We start from the raw sequence: 18344 nt of genomic DNA, 5'->3' as shown, positions 1-18344 counted from the left end.
CGTCCCCGGCCTGATGGGCCGCACCATGACGATGCTGAGGGAGCTGCCGTGACCGCGCCCACGATCGACGTGCACGCCCACGTCCTGCTGCCCGGGATCGACGCGCTCGTGGCCGGACTGCCCGGCCACGCCGAGGCCCGCGAGCTCGACGCCCGCCGCAACGGCCCCGCGGCCCTCGCCGTGAGCGGCCCCATGGTGGGCGAGCGCATCCCGAAACTGACCGACCCTGCCGTGCGGCTGGCCGCGATGGACGCCCAGGGCGTGGACGTGCAGCTGGTGAGCCCCTCGCCCTCGCACTACCACTACTGGACGGACGAGGAGACCGCCGACAAGGTGTACCGGCTGGCCAACGAGGCCACCGCGGCGCACTGTGCGGCCGCCCCGGACCGGCTGCGCGGCCTGGGCCTGGTCCCGCTCCAGCACCCAAAGCTGGCGGTGCGGGCCCTCGAACACGCCCTGGAGCAGGGCCTGTCCGGCGTGGAGATCTCCAGCCACGCCCCCGGACGGGAACTGTCCGACCCGGCCTACGAGCCGCTGTGGTCACGGGCCGAGGAGACCGGCGCCATCGTCTTCCTGCACCCCTTCGGGTGCACCCTGGACGAGCGGCTCGACCGGTGGTACCTGTCCAATACCGTCGGCCAGCCCACCGAGAACGCCGTCGCGCTGTCGCACCTGATCTTCTCCGGCGTGCTGGACCGCCACCCGGGCCTGAAGCTGATCGCCGCGCACGGCGGCGGCTATCTGCCCACCCACATCGGCCGCTCCGACCACGCCTGGTCGGCCCGGTCCGACGCGGGCGCCGGCTGCGCCCATCTGCCCAGCAGCTACCTGAAGCGGCTGTACTTCGACTCCCTCGTCCACGACCCGCACGTCCTGCGGGAACTGGTCCGCGTCGCCGGTGCCGACCGGGTGCTGCTCGGCTCCGACTTCCCCTTCGACATGGGCACCGAGGACCCGGTCGGCGCGCTGCGCGCCGCGCGTCTGCCCGACGCCGACTTCGACGCCGTACGCGGCCGCAACGCCGCGGCCCTGCTCTCCCTGGAGTGATTCCCATGCGTCTGCTCACCCATCTGCGGCACGTCGACCTCGCCGTGCCCGACTACGACAAGCAGCTCGACTTCTACTCCGGCGTCTGGGGCCTGACCAAGGTCGCCGAGGACTCCGGCATCTCCTTCCTGGCCGCCGAGGGCTCCCCGGAGCAGTACGTCGTGCGGCTGCGCAAGGCCGAGGAGAAGCGCCTCGACCTCGTCTCCTACGGGGCCGCCAGCGCGGCCGACGTGGACACGCTCGCCGAGCGGCTCCTGGCCGGCGGCGTCCAGCTGATCTCCCAGCCCGGCACGGTCGACACCCCCGGCGGCGGTTACGGGTTCCGCTTCTTCGACGTCGACGGCCGCACCATCGAGGTCTCGGCGGACGTGGAGGTGCGGCAGCACCGCAAGATCGAGGAGAAGGAGTCGATCCCGGTCAAGCTGAGCCACGTCGTCCTCAACTCCCCCGACCTGAACCGCACCCGGGAGTGGTACGAGCGCCACCTCGGCTTCCGGCTCTCCGACACGCTGAGCTCCCCGCACATGGGCGAGGTCATGCACTTCATGCGGATCAGCAACCAGCACCACTCCATGGCGCTGGCCAAGGGCCCGCACACCTCGCTGCACCACATCTCCTTCGAGATGCGCGGCATCGACGAGTACATGCGCGGCTCCGGCCGCGTCATCCGGGCCGGCTACAAGAAGATCTGGGGCCCGGGCCGGCACATGGCGGGCGACAACACCTTCACGTACTTCCTCGACCCGCACGGCAACACCGTCGAGTACACCACCGAGCTGGAACTGCTCGACGAGGACACCTGGCACCCCCACGTCTACGACTTCTCCCAGCCCGAGGTCACCGACCAGTGGGGCACCGCCAACCCGATGAACGAGCTGGTCGCCAAGGAGTCGTTCAACGACCCCGACCGCGGCGTGTTCGTCGCCCCGCCGGTCTGAGCGGCCGCCCTCCGCTCCGGGGACGCGGCGGCACAGGCCAACGCCCTGACGCCGCGCCGCCGCGTCCCCGGCCCCCCACCGGCGGCCCCCCACCGGCGGCCCTCCGCCCGCCCCCTCGCACGGCTCCCGCATCAACGACGATCGAAGGAACCGCCCGATGAGCACACCCACGCCCCGCCTCACCCGTCGCGGCCTGCTGGCCGGCGGCGCCGCCGCGACCGCGCTGGCGGTCACCCCGCAGGCCGGTGCGGCGGAGACCGGAGGCCGGTCCCGGAGCCGCACCGTGGTCCACCTGCTGGGCACGGCGGGCGGCCCCCCGCCGTACGGCGGGCGCATGGGCATCGCCTCCGCCGTCACCGTCGGCGAGGACACCTATCTGGTGGACTGCGGCCGGGGCGCCGTCACCCAGTACCTCAAGGCCGGGCTGTCCATGCCGTCGCTCAAGGGCATCTTCCTCACCCATCTGCACGCCGACCACATCGTCGACTACTTCGACTTCCCGCTGCTGTGCGCCGGGGTGATGCCCCCGCAGCCCGGCTTCGGCGGCACCGTGCGCGTGTGGGGCCCGGGTCCGGGTGACACCGTCACCTCCGGCCCCGTCTCCCCCGAGCACCCCTCACCGGGCACCATCGAGACCACCCGCCGCGCCAACGCCGCGTTCGCCGCCTCCACCAACGCCTTCGTCGCCGAGGGCTTCGGCATCGACCCGGTGTCGATGCTGGAGGTGAGCGAAGTGTCCGCGCCCTTCGGCACGGTGGAGACCGTCCTCGACACACCCGCGCTGAAGGTGACGGCGACCAGGGTCCCGCACGGGAACATGTCGCCGTCGTACGCCTACCGCTTCGACACCGAGGACGGCTCCGTCGTCTTCTCCGGGGACACCAGCCGCAGCGACGACCTGATCGCGCTGGCCCGGGACTGCGACCTGCTGATCCACGAGGCCGTCGACACCGCGTGGTTCGAGCGGCAGGGCATGCCCGCCGCCCTCGTCGGGCACATGCGCGAGGTCCACACCGAAGTCGGTGAGATCGGCCCCATCGCCGCCGCCGCGCGGGCCCGCCGAGTGGTCCTCAGCCACCTGGCCCCGGCCGACCCCGCACAGCTCCCGGACCGCGAGTGGGCCGCCGCCGCCCGCGCCTCCGCCCGGGCCGCCGGCTACCGGGGCCGCGTCACCGTGGGCCACGACCTCATGCGCATCCCCCTCGACTGACCCCTCCCACTCCTTCAGGAGCCGCACCATGCGATTCGCCACGTACGAGCACCGCCACCGCCCCCGGGTGGCCGTCGTGGAAGAGGACGGCACGCTCTATCCGCTGCCCGGCGTCACCTCCCTCACCGACCTGCTCGCGCGGGCCGACGGCCTGCCCGGACTGCTCGCCGCCGGCGCGGCGGCCCTCGACGTGCCGCCCGGCCCGCACGTCTCCCAGGTGCGGCTGCTGCCCCCGCTGGAGCCCGCGTCCGTCCGGGACTTCGTCACCTTCGAGGAGCACGTCGAGGGCGTACGGCGGTCGGTGGACGGCGTCTCCGGCGTGCCCGAGCAGTGGTACGCGGCGCCCACCTTCTACTTCACCAACCCGCACGCGATCTACGGCCCCGGAGACGGCATCCCGGTGCCGCCCGGCTCGGCGGTGCTCGACTTCGAACTGGAAGTCGCCGCCGTCATCGGCCGCGAGGGCCGCGATCTCACCCCCGAGCAGGCCCGCGACCACATCGCCGGCTACACCGTCTTCAACGACTGGTCCGCCCGCGACCTTCAGTCGGCGGAGATGAAGGTGGGCCTCGGCCCCTGCAAGGGCAAGGACACCGCCACCACCCTCGGCCCGTACTTCGTCACCGCCGACGAGCTGGAGCCCCACCGCGACGCCGACGGCTTCCTGCGCCTCGCCCTGACCGCACGGGTCAACGGCGAGGTGGTCGGCGAGGACCTGCTGTCCAACATGAGCTGGACCTTCGAGGAGATGACCGCCTACGCCTCGCGCGGCACCCGCGTCGTGCCGGGCGACGTCCTCGGCTCGGGCACCTGCGGCAACGGCGGCTGCCTCGCCGAGCTGTGGGGCCTGCGCGGCGAGCGAACCCCGCCGCCGCTGGCGCCCGGCGACACCGTCAGCCTCACCGTCGAGGGCATCGGCACCCTCACCAGCACCGTCGTCCCCGGCGCCGCGCCGGTGCCGCTGCCGGCCGGACGGCGCCGCAGCCGGGAGCGGCCGTGACCGGTCTGCACCCCAAGAGGCTGCTGGGCAAGGTCGTCGTCGTCACCGGCGCGGCCCGCGGCCAGGGCGCCGCGGAAGCGGAGGCGCTCACCCGCGAGGGCGCCCGCGTGATCGCCACCGACGTGACCGAGGCGCCCGGCTGCCGTCGGCTCGACGTCACCAGCGAGCGGGAGTGGGCCGCGCTCGCCGCCGAGCTGAAGGAGTCGTACGGGCGGGTGCACGGTCTGGTCAACAACGCGGGCGTCACCTGGCGGGCCCGCGTCGGCGACGTACGCCCCGAGGACATGGCCCGGGTCCACGCGGTCAACGTCACCGGCCCCCTGCTCGGCATCCAGCACCTCGCGCCCCTCATGCCGCCCGGCTCCTCCATCGTGAACGTCGGCTCCTCGGCCGCCCTCACCGCCCACTACCCGGTCGCCTACACCACCAGCAAGTGGGCGCTGCGGGGCCTGTCGAAGACGGCCGCCCTGGAGCTGGGCCCGCGCGGCATCCGCGTCAACACGATCCACCCCGGCTACATCGAGACCGAGATGACCGCCTCCGCCGCGCCGGCGTTCCGCGAGGCCAACGTCCGCGAGACACCGCTGGGCCGCACCGGGACGGCCGGTGAGGTCGCCCCGCTGGTCGTCTTCCTGCTGTCCGGGGAGTCCTCCTTCATCACCGGCGCGGAGATCCCCGTGGACGGCGGCCTCACGGCGCACGGCGGCGTCAAGTCCGTCTCCGACGCCCTGCGGGAGGGAGCGGCGTCATGAAACGCCTCGAAGGGAAGGTCGCGCTGATCTCGGGCACCGCCCGCGGCCAGGGCCGGGCCGCCGCCCTGCGGTTCGCCGCCGAGGGCGCCCTCGTCGTCGGCGGCGACCTGCGGCACGAGGAGGCCGTGGAGACCCAGCGGCTCATCGCCCGCGAGGGCGGCACCGCCCTGACCCCCGGCCCCCTGGACGTCACCGACGAGGAGTCGGTACGGGCCTGGGTGGAGGAGGCCGCCGACGCGTTCGGCGGCATCGACATCGTGTACGCCAACGCGGGCGCCGTCCGTTTCGGGGCGATCACCGACCAGTCGTACGAGGACTTCTCCTTCACCCTGCGCGCCGAGCTGGACTCGGTGTGGCTCACCGTCCGGGCGGCCTGGCCGCACCTGGTGCGCAGCCGCGGCTGCGTCCTCACCGTCGGCTCGACGGCCGGACTGACCGGCTCGCTCACCAACCGGCGCACCGCGCACACCGCGTCCAAGGGCGCGGTGATCGCGCTCACCCGCCAACTGGCCGCCGAGGGCGCCCCGTACGGCGTCCGCGCCAACTGCGTCAGCCCCGGAATGATCGACACCGAGGGCTCCCGCGGGGATCTGCTCGCCGACGACCACCCCATGCGCTCCATCGCCCGCCACATCCCCCTCGGCCGGGTCGGCCGGCCCGACGACGTGGTCAACGCGGCCGTCTTCCTCGCCTCGGACGAGGCCGCGTACATCACCGGCGCCCACCTCGTCGTCGACGGCGGCTGGTCCGCCGTCCTGCCCGGCGCCACCACCTGAAAGGACAACCGCACGTGAACAAGGTCCGCCCCAGCGCGGCCGAAGCGGTCGCCGACATCCCCGACGGCGCCTCGCTCGCCGTCGGCGGCTTCGGCCTCAGCGGGGTACCCGACGTCCTCATCCGCGCCCTGCACGACCAGGGCGCGGGCGGCCTGGAGGTCGTCTCCAACAACTGCGGCGTCGACGGCCGGGGCCTGGGCATCCTGCTGGCCGCGGGCCGCATCGCCCGCGTGACCGGCTCGTACGTCGGCGAGAACAAGGAGTTCGCCCGCCAGTACCTGACCGGCGAACTGGAGGTGGAGCTCGTCCCGCAGGGCACCCTCGCCGAACGCCTGCGCGCGGGCGGCGCGGGCATCCCCGCCTTCTACACCCCGGCGGGCGTCGGCACCCAGGTGGCGCAAGGCGGCCTGCCCTGGCGGTACGCGGCCGACGGAACGGTCGCCGTCGCCTCCCCGCCCAAGGAGACCCGCGACTTCGCGGGCCGCCCGCACGTCCTGGAGCACGGCATCACCACCGACTACGCCCTGGTGAGGGCCTGGCGCGGCGACCGCCACGGCAACCTGGTGTTCCGGCGGGCCGCCGCCAACTTCAACCCCCTCGCGGCCATGGCCGGGCGGATCACCGTCGCCGAGGTGGAGGAGCTGGTCGAGCCGGGCGAGCTGCGCCCCGACGAGGTGCACCTGCCCGGCATCTACGTGCAGCGCGTCGTGGAGCTCTCCCCGGCCGAGGCCGCCGACAAGCAGATCGAGAAGAGGACGGTACGTTCCTGATGGCCTGGACCCGCGACCAGATGGCCGCCCGCGCCGCCGCCGAACTCGCCGACGGCTCCTACGTCAACCTGGGCATCGGCCTGCCCACCCTCATCCCCGGCCACCTGCCGCCCGGGGTGCACGTCGTCCTGCACTCCGAGAACGGCATCCTCGGCACCGGCCCCTACCCCGCCGAGGACGAGGTCGACCCCGACCTGATCAACGCGGGCAAGGAGACCGTGACCGTCCTGCCCGGGGCGTCCTTCTTCGACTCCGCCCTCTCCTTCGGCATGATCCGCGGCGGCCACATCGACACCGCCGTCCTCGGCGCCATGCAGGTCTCCGCCCGCGGCGACCTGGCCAACTGGATGATCCCCGGCAAGATGGTCAAGGGCATGGGCGGCGCGATGGACCTCGTCCACGGGGCCCGCCGCGTCATCGTCCTGACGGAACACACCGCCAAGGACGGCAGCCCCAAGATCGTCGACGAGTGCGCCCTGCCCCTCACCGGCGAACGGTGCGTCCACCGCGTCATCACCGACCTGGGCGTCCTCGACGTCACCCCCGGCGGCCTCGCCCTCGTCGAGACCGCGCCGGACGTCACCGCCGAGGACATCACGGCCCGCACCGGCGCCCCGCTGCTCCTGGACGGCCTCACAGCCGCCTGCTGAGACCGGCCCGGCCGGTCCTCCGGCGGTCCGGCCCCCTCCCGCGTCCTCGCGGCCCCGGGGAACGGGCCGCCGGCGGCGGCGTACGCCCGACTGCCGGTCGCCCGGTTGACGCGGGCGACGCCACCGCGCCACGGTGAGAAACGTACCGAGTGCGACACGTGGTCGAAACGGCGATCGAAAGCGGATGAGCATGGTGGTGACGCGGGAGACCGGCCTCCGGACGGCGACGGCGGCTCGGACGGCGACGGCGACGGCGACGGCGTGCCGGAACGGCACCGCCCCGGCACGGGCCCTGGCCCACGCGCGATGACGGCCCCCTCGACCACGGCCCCCGGCAGCGCGGCGGAACCCCACGCCTCGCCGGTGAACTCGCACAACGAGTGGGACCCGCTGGAGGAGATCATCGTCGGGCGCCTCGACGGCGCGACGATCCCCTCCAGCCACCCGGTGGTGGCGTGCAACATCCCGCCCTGGGCGGCCCGGCTCCAGGGACTCGCCGCCGGCTTCAGGTATCCGCGCGCCCTGGTGGAGCGGGCCCAGCGGGAACTCGACGCGTTCGTCGCCCTGCTGCGGTCCCTCGGTGTCACCGTCACCCGCCCGGACCCGGTCGACCACAGGAAACGTTTCGGCACCCCCGACTGGACATCGCGCGGGTTCTGCAACACCTGTCCCCGCGACAGCATGCTGGTGATCGGCGACGAGATCATCGAGACCCCGATGGCCTGGCCGTGCCGGTACTTCGAGACCCACTCCTACCGCACGATCCTCAAGGACTACTTCCGGCGCGGAGCACGCTGGACCTCCGCCCCGAAACCGCAGCTCACCGACGAACTCTTCGAACCGGGCTTCCGCGTCCCCGGGCCCGGCGAGCCCATGCGGTACATCCTCACCGAGTTCGAGCCGGTGTTCGACGCGGCCGACTTCGTCCGCGCCGGACGCGACCTGTTCGTCACCCGCAGCAACGTCACCAACCGGATGGGCATCGACTGGCTGCGCCGCCACCTGGGCCCCGGCTACCGCGTCCACGAGATCCCGAGCCGCTGCCGCACCCCCATGCACATCGACACGACCTTCGTCCTGCTCGCCCCCGGCAAGGTGCTGGTCAACCCCGAGTACGTCGACGTCGACCACCTGCCCGACGTCCTGCGCTCGTGGGACGTCCTGATCGCCCCCGAACCCGACCCCATCGACCAGCACCTGCTCAAGGTCACGTCCCTGTGCGGCAAGTGGCTCAGCATGAACGTCCTCATGGTCGACGAGAAACGGGTGATCGCCGAACGGCACCACACCGGCATGCTGCGCGCCCTGGAGAAGTGGGGCTTCGAACCCATCCCGTGCGACCTGCTCCACTACGCCCCGTTCGGCGGCTCCTTCCACTGCGCGACGCTGGATGTGCGGCGGCGGGGGGTGCTGGAGTCGTACTTCGACTGAGGGGGGCCACGGATGCCCGGCCACGGACCCAGGTTCGGCGTCCTGGCGGGCGGAGCCGCTCACGGCGGGCACGCGATCTCGGCCCACACCGTCTTCGTGCAGGTGTCCCGCACCTCGCAGCCCCAGCGCCCGGCGCAGCCCGCCACCAGGACCAGCCCCCGCCCCGACTCCGCTTCGGGTGAGCTACCGGGACCGTCTCGTCGCACGAGTTGCCGCAGGACGGCGACGAAGCCGGCGCCCCGGGGGGCGGGCATGCCGGGGCACTGAGACGTTTTCAGCCAAACGGAGTCGAAGATCCTTCAGACCCCCCACGTTCGCGACCTCGCGTGATCAGTCGATGACTGTGAGTGAGGCGCGGCACCTCGACATGCGCGGTTATGCACAAACATGCAGCCTCCGGCTCTGGCCCCTGCCTGTGCGTCGCATGCATCGTTCTTGAGTGCTGCCCGATGGTTCCCTCGGGCTGGTTCGCGTGCGATGGCCGATAGGTGCGTTGTGCCCCTATCCCGACATGGCGGGGAGTGAGCAGGTCATGATGGCGGTCGGGCGGGTCCAGGATCTTGTTGCCGAATGGGTGAAGCGCCGTCCGGAGAGTTGCGCGGTACGCGTTCCAGCCACCGGCGAATCGCTGTCCTATCGAGAACTGTGGGGCGTGTCGGGCAAGTTGGCCGACGATCTCATCGCCGCCGGAGTAGGCCCAGGGGACGCCGTTCCGGTCGCGGTGGACAGATCGCTGGAGCTCGTTCCGGCGTTCCTCGGAGTACTCCGCGCGGGCGCGGCCTACGTGCCGCTCGACGCGATGGCCCCGCAGGCCCGCCTTAGGGGGATCATCGAGGAAGTCGGCGCCAAGCTGGTCGTCACCTACGGCCCCGACTCGCGCCGCGAGCCCTGGGCGAACCTGCCGGACGGCCCTCGCGTCGTCCCGGTGCCCACGTCGGCCTCGCCGGGCGGGGTCGTCACAGATCCGGTCGCCTCCGATGCGGAGGCGCCCGCCTACATCACCTACACCTCCGGATCGACGGGCCGGCCGAAGGGGGTGATCGTGCCGCACCGGGGTGTGATCCGGCTGGTGCGCGAACCGGTTTTCTGCGCCATCGGGCCTGGCGACCAGGTCGCCAACACCTGTAACCCCGCGTTCGACGTCACGACCTTCGAGGTCTGGAACACCCTCACCGCGGGCGCCACACTCGTCGTGCTGCCTTCGGTGGTCACCGACCTGTCACTCGAGGCGTGGGCACGGATGGTGCGGTCGGAGGGCATCGACACGATGTTCCTCACCACCTCGCTGTTCCACACCGTCGGGCGGGAACGGCCGGAGGCGTTCGGCGAACTGCGCACCCTGATCACGGCGGGCGAACAGCTGGAGCTGGGCATAGTGCGCGACGTCCTGGCGGCGGCCGCGCCCGGGCGCCTGGTCAATGCCTACGGCCCGACCGAGGCCACGACGTTCGCTTCCTACTTCGATTGCACGCTCGACAGCCTGGCGGGCCGTGACCGGGTGCCCATCGGGCGCCCGATCCAGGAGACGACGCTGAAAGTCGTCGCCGAGGACCTGACCGAGGTGCCGCGTGGCGACGTCGGCGAGCTGGTCATCGGCGGACCCGGCGTCGCCCTCGGGTACCTCGGCCGCCCGGAACTGACGGCCGAACGCTTCGTCATCGACGGCGCCACCGGCGAGACGCACTACCGGTCCGGCGACCTGTGCCGCGTGCTGCCGGACGGCACGATCGAGTACCTGGGACGTGCCGACCGGCAGGTGAAGCTGCGCGGCTTCCGGGTCGAGCTGCCCGAGATCGAGCGCGCGGCAGCGGCCACCGGTCTCGTGAGCGCCGCCTTCGTGGAAAAGGTGGGTGAGGGGCCGTCGGCGATGCTGGTCGGCTTCGCTCTGCCGTCCACCACGGGGCCGGCCGAGCCGGACGACCTGCTCAAGGCCATGGGCGAGGCGCTGGCCGACCGCCTGCCGTCCTACATGATCCCGGCCCGGTGGGTCGTGGTGGAGCGGCTTCCGGTGGGCTCGACCGGCAAGGTCGACCGCGCCGCGCTGCTGCGGCTGCTGGACGCCGATGCCGCCCCCGATGCCCACCCCGCCCTCGCGCGGGCCGGCGAGCCGGGCGGCGACGACACGCTGCTGGACGAACTGGCCGAGCTCTGGCGCGAGGTGCTGGGCACCGACGAGGTCGGAGCCGGCGACAACTTCCTGGAGCTGGGGGGTGACTCGGTGCGGGCCATGCAGCTCGTCTCCCGGATCGACCAGAGATACGGCGTGCCGGTGGAGCCGGGCACGGTGCTGCTGCTCGACTCCCTCGCCGAACTGGCCGAGCACGTCCGACAGCTGGGAGCGGTGACCGCATGAGCGCCGAACTGCGCCGGCGCGGGGAGCGGGTCGCCCCCGCCTCGGCCGGTCAGGAACGACTGTGGCTGATCGAGGAGACCTCCGGAGGCAGCGCCACCTACAACGTGCCCGTGTTCCTGGCCTGGCGGGAGCGCATCGACGTGGCGGCGCTGGAATCGGCGCTGGCGTTCGTCGTCGAACGGCACGAAGCGCTGCGGACGGCCTACGAGCTGCGCGACGGGCAGCTGCTCCAGATCGTCCGTGATCCGCAGACACCGCCGATCGAGATCATCGACGCGGAGTCCATGGCAGGGGTGCGGGAGGAGGCCGCGCGGCGCGGGAGCGAGCCGCTCGACCTGGCCAAGGGCACGGTACTGCGTTGCGTCGTCTGGCGCGGGTCGCCCGACGGTGACGCCCTCCTGCTGGTGGTGCACCACATCGCTGTGGACGGCTGGTCCCTCGGTCCGCTCCTCGACGACCTCGCCGTCGCCTACGACGCGGCGCTGGGAGGCAAGCGGCCGTCGGCCGACGAGTTGCCCGTACAGTACGCGGACTTCGCCGTCTGGGACCGCGCCCTGGCCCGGACGCCCGACATCCAGCGCGCGCTCCACAAGCGCGTCGGCCAACTGCTGGACGTCTCCGGCGAACTCGTCCTCGACGGATGCACCCGGAGCCCGGCCGCCGACGAGGGACGCCGTCCGGGGCGGCAGCGGCACTTCCCGGTCCCCCCCGAGGTGTCGGCCCGGGTGGGGCAGCTGTCCTTGTCGCTGCGGGCGACGCCGTTCGTGCTGTGGTTCGCCGCCGTCCAAGCCACGCTGTACCGCTGGTCGGGGCTGCGCGAGTTCCTGGTGGGCGCGGTGACCGCCAACCGGAACCACCCGATGCTGGAACGGGTCGTCGGGTTCTTCGCCAACACCGTCCCCCTGCGCTGCGCGGTGGATCCCGGCTGGTCGTTCGCCGAGCTGTGCCGCAAGGCGCGGACCGAGGCGTTCGGTTCCCTCAGTCACCAGAAGCTCCCCTTCGACCAGCTCACCACCGCGGTGAACGCGGCCCGCGGCACCGGCCGGTCGGCGCTGGTCAACGTCGGCTTCGTGCACCAGGCCCCGCCCACCGGGCACGCCCGCTGGGCGCCGCCGTCCGAACTGGCCACCGGCACGGCCAAGTTCGACCTGATGGTGATCATCAACGAGGTCGGGGACGACCTGACCGTCACCATCGAGTACGACACCGACCGTTACTCCGACGATGCCTGCGACCGCCTCGGGAACACTCTGGTGGAATTGCTCACGGCTGCCGTCGGCGACCCGGACCGTCCGCTGAAGGAGTTCCTGGGCGAGCCCGCTGCCGTCCAGCGGGCCACCTCGGGTCCGGCTCCCCGCAAGAGGGAGAGCGCTCCGCTCACCAAGGAGCAGAGGCGGGCGGCGGAGCTGTTCGCCGCCGTGCTGAGCGACGGCGGCCGCTACGGCGTGGTGGGGACGGCGGACGAGCTGACCGCCGACGCCGACTTCTTCGTCCTCGGCGGGCACTCGCTGCTGGCGGTCAGCATGCTCGCGGAGGCTGAGCGGCGGTACGGCGTCGAGCTGTCGCCCCGGGTCTTCCTCACCGACCCCACGGTGGCGGGACTGGCGGAGGCGCTTGCGGCGGCGGAGGCCAGGCGCGACACGCCGGCGGCCGTGATCGATGACGGGCCGCGCCCCGCGACCTCCGCGCAGCAGCGCTTCTGGCTGCTGGACCGGATGCCGTGGCTGCGTCCGGCCTATCTCTCGCCCACCGTGGTCGAGCTGGCCGACGGGATCGACCGCGAGGCACTGCGGCGCGCAGTGGACACGGTCCTCGCACGGCATCCGGCGCTTCGGTCGCGGTTCACCCTCGACCGGAAGGAACGCCGGGTCCACTACCGGACGGACGGCCCGCCCGCCGTCACGACCGTCACCGAGTCACCGGCCGATCCGCGCGAGCACCTCGCCGAGATCTGCGCCACGCCGTTCGATCTGGCCAAGGAGGCTCCGGTACGCGCCGACATCGTGTGCCTGGACGACCGGACGCTGCTGGCCCTGGTCCCGCACCACATCGTCGTGGACGGCTGGTCGGCGCAGGTCCTCCTCGACCAGATCGCGACCGTCTACCGGCAGGACGGCGACCTCGCCGAGCCCGTCCACCCGGCGGCGGTCGCCGAGCCGGTCGACGCCCACCGCGTCGAGGCCGTCGTGGAACGCCTGCGGGGCGCTCCGCTCGACCCACCGCTGCCACACGATCGTCCCCGGGGCGAACTCCAGTCCACTCGGGCGGCCACCGTCAGCGCGCTGATCGGGGAGGAACGCCTCCGGCGGCTGCGCCAGGTCGCCGTGGGCGAGCTGGGGTGCAGCACGTTCGTGATCGCGGCCACGCTCATGGGCGCGGCCCTCGCGCGCGGCGGCAGCGGGCGCGACTTCCTGCTCGCCTTTCCCTGGTCCGGGCGCGACTCGACCGGTGCGGCCGACGCCGTGGGCATGTTCGTCAACACCCTGGTCCTGAGGGTGGACCTGACCGGCGAGCCCACCTGGCGCGAGCTGCTGACCCGGGTGCGCGACGATGCCAAGGCGGCCTACCGGGACGCGACAGCGCCCTATGACGCGGTGGTCGAAACCCTTCACCCGACCCGGGACCTCGGCCGCCCGCCGCTTACCCCGCTCTACGTGACCTCCGCGAAGGAGCCGGACCTGCCCGCGCCCTTCACCCGCCACCTGGCGCCCGACCCCCTGTTCATCAAGTACGAGCTCGAACTGACCGCCATCGAACGCGGCGACGACCTGGAGCTGGAACTGGCGTACGCGACCGCGCTGTTCGACGAGCGCACGGCGCGCGCCCTGCTGGACGCCATGGTCGCCGCGGCGGCGGACCTTTCCGACCATCCCGATTCCCAGCCCTGACGGCACCCAGCAAGGAGACACCAGTGGACGATCAACTCCTCGATCGCGTGCGCGACGCTTGGGCCTTGGTCCTCGGCGCCGACGACCCGACGAGCGTCCCGCTCGACACGAATTTCTTGGAGGCCGGGGGCACCTCACTGCTGCTGATCATGCTCTGGGAGGAACTGTCCGAGCAGACCGACCGCGATCTGCGCGTCTCGGATCTCTTCCAGCACTCCACGGTACGCGCGCAGGCAGCGTTGCTGGCCGGTGAGGCCGAACCCGTCGCCGCCGACGTGGCTCCCCAGGGCCCGGGCCGGGCCGACCTTCTCGGGCTGCGGGGTGCGGGCCGATGACCCGTCCCACCGACATCGCGGTGGTCGGCGTCGGGCTGCGCTACCCCGACGCCGGCACACCCCAGCAGTTCTGGCGCAACATCGAGCAGGGCCTGGTCGCCATACGCGAGCTGACCGAGGAACAGCTCGCGAACGCCGCCCTGCCCGACCGTGTCCTGAACGCTCCCGGCTTCGTGAAGATGGGCGCCACCCTGCCCGGCGTCACCGACTGGGCCGCCGACTTCTTCGGCTACACGCCCAAGGAGGCCGAGACCATCGATCCGCAGCAGCGGATCTTCCTGGAGGCCGCCTGGGAGGCGCTGGAGGCCGCCGGCCACCCGCCGCACGACGGCGGCCCCCGGACCGGAGTGTTCGCGGCCAGCTACGCCGGGCACTACTCGGCCGCCGTGTTCAACGCCAAGGCGCGGCGGCAGGGACTGCGCGCGGCGATCGACGACCTCGACCTGACCGTGGGCGGTCAGCCGGACTTCCTGACCTCCCGCGCCGCCTACAAGCTCGGCCTGCGCGGACCCGCCGTCAGCATTCAGACCGGGTGCTCGGCATCGCTGTACGCGCTGCACTACGCGACGCTCAGCCTGCTGTCCGGCGAGGTCGACATCGCCCTCGCGGGCGGGGCGACCGTCATCGAGCCGTTCCTCGGATATCAGCACGTGCCGGGAGGGGTCTTGTCGGAGGACGGGTACTGCCGCTCCTACGACGCCTCCTCCACCGGCACGATCTACAGCTCCGGCGTCGGCGTCGTGGCGCTGCGGAGACTGTCGGACGCACTGGCCGACGGAGACCCCGTCCTGGCCGTCGTCCGCGGCAGCGCCGTGGGCAACGACGGCGGCGATCGGCTCGGGTACGTCGCGCCGAGCCCGGTCGGGGTGTCGGAGGTCGTCGGCTCCGCGCTGCGGGTGGCCGACGTTCCCGCCGAATCGTTCGTCTACGCCGAGGGCCACGGCACGGGAACGGCCGTGGGCGACGAGATCGAGCTGATCGCGCTGCGCCGCGCGTTTCGGGCGTTCACCCGCGAGACCGGGTACTGCGCGCTCGGCTCGACCATGACCAACATCGGGCACAGCGGCCCCGCGGCCGGGATCGCCGGATTCATCAAGGCCGTCAACATCGCACGGACGGGCGTCCTGCCGCCGCACCCGATGTTCGACAAGCCGCGCACGCCCGACGTGATGGCGGACAGCCCGTTCTACGTGACGACGCAGGCCCGGGAGGCCACCAGGCCCGACCGGCACGTGCTGGTCAACTCCATGGGCGTGGGCGGGACCAACGCCTCGGTGGTACTGGGCGCGCCCCCGGCCCCCACCCGGGCTCCGGCGCCCGAGCGGCCGGTCGTCCGGCTGACCGTCTCGGCGCGGACCCGATCCGAGCTGGACGAGCAGTGCCGCCGTCTCGCCGACGCGCTGGAGACCGGCGACCTGCCGGTGGCCGACGTCGCGCACACGCTGCGCGTCGGGCGCGCGGACTTCGCCGAGCGGCGCGTCGTCACCGCCGCCGCGGACAAGCTCGCCGCCGCGCTGCGCCTTCCCCGGCCGCCCGCCGCCCGCACCCAGCGCGCCGAGCCGCGACGTGCCGTCGTGGTGCCCGCCGACGCCCCCGAGGCGCTGGTGGCCGCGCTTCCCGGACGCACCGACGCCGCCGCCGGAGCGTACGAGATCACCCTGGACGGCACGGACGACGACGCGGTGGAGAAGGCACTGACCGCCGCGTGGCTGAACGGAGTCGAGGTCGACTGGACGGCCTTCTCCGGCGGCACCGGACGGCGCGTGGAACTGCCGACCTACCCGTTCACGCGCAAGCGTCACTGGCTGCTCGACCGCATCGACGTCCTCCGCCCGGACACCCCCGCGGCTCCCGCGGAGACCGCGCCCGGCTCCGGCGCGGCCGACCCGCTGGAGCACGAGCTGACCGAGATATGGCAGGAGCTCTTCGGGGTCGAGTCCATCGCCCTCGACGACGAGTTCGGCGCCCTGGGCGGCAGCTCGCTGATGTCGGTGCAGATGGCGCTGGAGGTCCAGCAGCGGTACGGCGTGCTGGTCAACCTGCACCGGGCCGGCGGCAGCAGGGCGACGATCCGCAAGCTCGCCCTCATCGTCCGCGGCCTGCTGGAGGGGTCCGGGATCGAGGCGGACGGTGTGGACGCCGCCGACGGCGACGGAGCCCTGGTCGACCAGGACCTCCAGCTCCCCATCGGCGAACTGGCGGCCGAGGAGGCACCGGGCACCGACGTGTTGCTGACCGGCGCGACCGGATACCTGGGCGCGTTCCTGCTGGCCGACCTGGTGCGCCACTCCAGTGGACGGGTCTACTGCGTGGTGCGAGCGGAGGACGAGGCGGCCGGGATGGCGCGGCTGCGCGCCAACGCCGAGAAGTTCGGCCTCCCGGAGCCCGACCCCGACCGGGTACACGTGGTGCCGGCCGACCTGAAGGACATCGGCGTGGCCTGCCGTCTCTACCGGGACGGCGAACTGGCCAAGCGGATCGGGCACATCATCCACTGCGCCGCGCAGGTCGTGTTCACCGAGCCCTACCGGGTGCTGCGCGACAGCAATGTCCTGCCCCTGGTGGACCTGCTGGCCTGGGCTCGGTCCAAGGGGATCCGCGACTTCAGCTACGTCTCGACGCTCGCCGCCGCCGCGCCGCCGGACGAGAACTCGTCGACGCTGCTGGAGACCCGCGAACAGCCGCTCAACCCGATGCTCGGCGGCTACGGCGTCAGCAAGTGGGTGGGCGAGCGGCTGCTGGAGCGCGCGGACGAGGACGGCATGCGATGCAGGGTCTTCCGGCCGGGCATGATCATGGCGTCCTCGGAGAGCGGGGCCTGCAACGACCGTGACCTCATCTGGTTCGTGCTGGCCAGTGGCCTGGCCGTGGGCGCGCACCCGCTGGACGACCAGGCCATTCCGGTCTCGCCCGTGAACGTGCTGTCGCGCGGCCTGGTCGAGCTGGCACTGTCGCCCGCCTCGGCGGGGCGGGCCTTCCACCTGGTGCACGAGAAGTCGATCAGTCTGCCCAGGATGTTCGAGCTGCTCGGCGAGGTGGGCTGGCCGACCCGCCCGATGCCGCTGGCCGACTGGCAGAAGCTCGTCGGCGACGAGGCGATCAAGAGCGGCAACCAGGTCATGTCCACCACCGCGCTCTGGGAGCAGGAGGACGCCTTCCATCTCGACGAGGACGGTGTCCAGGCGCGCAACTGGCGGCCCTGGCTGCGTCGCGCCAAGGTCGACCCGAATGTCACCGGCGAGCAGCTGCTGGCGGGGCTGCGCTACCTCGCCGGGCGGCTCCCCGAGATCGCCGAACTGTTGCCCGAGCTGGTTGAGAAGACGGAGGAGCGATGACCACCACGACGCAGCACCGACTCGCGGTGATCGGCGCCGGCAGCATGGGCACCGGGATCGCCACGCTCGCGACCGGCCGGGGCATCCCGGTCGTGCTCGTGGACGTGTCGGCCGAGGCGCTCGCCACGGCCGAGCGGACGGTGCCGACCCAGCGGCGGCTCGCCCAGATGATGGGCTCCCTGTCCCGCGAGGCCGTGCCCGGCACCCTGACGACCACCACCTCGATGTCCGGCATCGCCGACTGCACGGCGGTCGTGGAGGCGGTGACCGAGATTCCCGAGACCAAGGCGAAGGTGCTCGCCGAGGCGCACCAGACCACGCCGGAGGCCGTGCTCATCTCCAACACCTCGGCGATCCCGATCGACGAGCAGGCCGACGCGGTGGCCCGGCCGGATCTGCTGCTGGGCGTCCACTTCATGAACCCGCCGTACCTCATCAGCACCGCCGAGGTCATCCGGGGGCCGCGCACCGGTCAGGCCGCCATGGACGCCGCGGGCGCGCTGCTGGACGCGCTGGGCATCACGCAAGTGGTGGTCGGTGACGGCCCCGGCTTCGTCATCAACCGGATCTTGCAGCGCTCGATCAACGAGGCGTCCCGCATCGTCGCCGAGGGGATCGCGACGCCGGAGGCGGTGGACGCCGCCTTCCAGGGCTGTCTCGGCCACACCACCGGCCCGCTGGCGACCGCCGACCTGATCGGTCTGGACAACGTCGTGGACACCCTGCGCGTGTTGCACGAACGGACCGGCGATGCCGGATATCTCCCGAGCGAACTGCTGCTGGCCAAGGTCGAGGCGGGCGACCTCGGCCGCAAGACCGGCCGCGGCTTCTTCGACCACGCCACCGCAGGAAGGTGATC

At 72.6% G+C, this 18344-nt stretch carries 15 protein-coding genes; 14 read left to right on the top strand and 1 reads right to left on the bottom strand.

Going from position 1 to position 18344, the window contains the following annotated elements; genetic code table 11:
• Nucleotides 1-48 precede the first annotated feature (48 nt).
• The 9 genes from AB0L74_RS20400 (at nt 49) to AB0L74_RS20360 (ending at nt 8574) form a co-directional block, all read left to right on the top strand.
• Entirely contained in the window at nt 49-1047 is a 999-nt protein-coding gene (locus tag AB0L74_RS20400; RefSeq protein WP_365653917.1) for an amidohydrolase family protein, read from the top strand.
• Between the two features lie 5 nt (nt 1048-1052).
• The gene (locus AB0L74_RS20395) at nt 1053-1985 is read left to right on the top strand and encodes a VOC family protein (RefSeq protein WP_365653914.1); all 933 of its coding nucleotides are present in this window, start codon (nt 1053-1055) and stop codon (nt 1983-1985) included.
• Between the two features lie 157 nt (nt 1986-2142).
• A complete protein-coding gene (locus AB0L74_RS20390) occupies nt 2143-3195 on the top strand; it encodes an MBL fold metallo-hydrolase (protein ID WP_365653911.1) in 1053 nt (350 codons plus the stop codon).
• Nucleotides 3196-3223: 28 nt separating this feature from the next.
• Entirely contained in the window at nt 3224-4195 is a 972-nt protein-coding gene (locus AB0L74_RS20385) for a fumarylacetoacetate hydrolase family protein (protein WP_365653908.1), read from the top strand.
• Nucleotides 4192-4947, top strand: a complete 756-nt coding sequence (locus AB0L74_RS20380) for an SDR family oxidoreductase (RefSeq protein ID WP_365653904.1) — start codon at nt 4192-4194, stop codon at nt 4945-4947. The genes AB0L74_RS20385 and AB0L74_RS20380 overlap by 4 nt, the downstream gene beginning before the upstream one ends.
• Nucleotides 4944-5723, top strand: a complete 780-nt coding sequence (locus tag AB0L74_RS20375; protein ID WP_365653901.1) for an SDR family NAD(P)-dependent oxidoreductase — start codon at nt 4944-4946, stop codon at nt 5721-5723. Before AB0L74_RS20380 ends, AB0L74_RS20375 begins: the two co-directional genes overlap by 4 nt.
• Before the next feature lie 14 nt (nt 5724-5737).
• Nucleotides 5738-6493 carry a CoA transferase subunit A gene (locus AB0L74_RS20370; protein ID WP_365653898.1) on the top strand — a complete coding sequence of 252 codons (756 nt, stop codon included), beginning with the start codon at nt 5738-5740 and terminating at the stop codon, nt 6491-6493.
• Complete coding sequence (locus tag AB0L74_RS20365; protein ID WP_365653895.1) at nt 6493-7143, top strand: 3-oxoacid CoA-transferase subunit B; 651 nt, start codon at nt 6493-6495, stop codon at nt 7141-7143. The genes AB0L74_RS20370 and AB0L74_RS20365 overlap by 1 nt, the downstream gene beginning before the upstream one ends.
• 306 nt (nt 7144-7449) lie before the next feature.
• Nucleotides 7450-8574 (top strand): amidinotransferase, encoded by a 1125-nt coding sequence (locus AB0L74_RS20360; RefSeq protein ID WP_365653892.1) that lies wholly within the window; start codon nt 7450-7452, stop codon nt 8572-8574.
• Nucleotides 8575-8633: 59 nt separating this feature from the next.
• Here AB0L74_RS20360 and AB0L74_RS20355 read toward each other — a convergent pair whose 3' ends face one another.
• Nucleotides 8634-8828, bottom strand: coding sequence for a hypothetical protein (locus tag AB0L74_RS20355; protein WP_365653889.1), 195 nt, complete (start codon nt 8826-8828; stop codon nt 8634-8636).
• 257 nt (nt 8829-9085) lie between these two features.
• Here AB0L74_RS20355 and AB0L74_RS20350 point away from each other — a divergent pair, with 257 nt between their 5' ends.
• The 5 genes from AB0L74_RS20350 to AB0L74_RS20330 are packed head-to-tail and all read left to right on the top strand — an operon-like array spanning nt 9086 to nt 18342.
• The gene (locus AB0L74_RS20350; RefSeq protein ID WP_365653887.1) at nt 9086-10927 is read left to right on the top strand and encodes a non-ribosomal peptide synthetase; all 1842 of its coding nucleotides are present in this window, start codon (nt 9086-9088) and stop codon (nt 10925-10927) included.
• A complete protein-coding gene (locus AB0L74_RS20345) occupies nt 10924-13815 on the top strand; it encodes a condensation domain-containing protein (protein WP_365653884.1) in 2892 nt (963 codons plus the stop codon). The genes AB0L74_RS20350 and AB0L74_RS20345 overlap by 4 nt, the downstream gene beginning before the upstream one ends.
• Before the next feature lie 23 nt (nt 13816-13838).
• Nucleotides 13839-14150, top strand: a complete 312-nt coding sequence (locus tag AB0L74_RS20340) for an acyl carrier protein (protein WP_365653881.1) — start codon at nt 13839-13841, stop codon at nt 14148-14150.
• Nucleotides 14147-17485: a thioester reductase domain-containing protein gene (locus AB0L74_RS20335; protein ID WP_365653876.1), complete on the top strand. Its 3339-nt coding sequence runs from the start codon at nt 14147-14149 to the stop codon at nt 17483-17485. Before AB0L74_RS20340 ends, AB0L74_RS20335 begins: the two co-directional genes overlap by 4 nt.
• Nucleotides 17482-18342, top strand: coding sequence for a 3-hydroxyacyl-CoA dehydrogenase family protein (locus tag AB0L74_RS20330; RefSeq protein ID WP_365653873.1), 861 nt, complete (start codon nt 17482-17484; stop codon nt 18340-18342). Before AB0L74_RS20335 ends, AB0L74_RS20330 begins: the two co-directional genes overlap by 4 nt.
• Nucleotides 18343-18344: the final 2 nt, after the last annotated feature.

The organism is Streptomyces sp. NPDC052020 (assembly GCF_040680575.1).
Lineage (GTDB): Bacteria > Actinomycetota > Actinomycetes > Streptomycetales > Streptomycetaceae > Streptomyces.
This window is presented reverse-complemented; position numbering and strand designations above follow the sequence as displayed.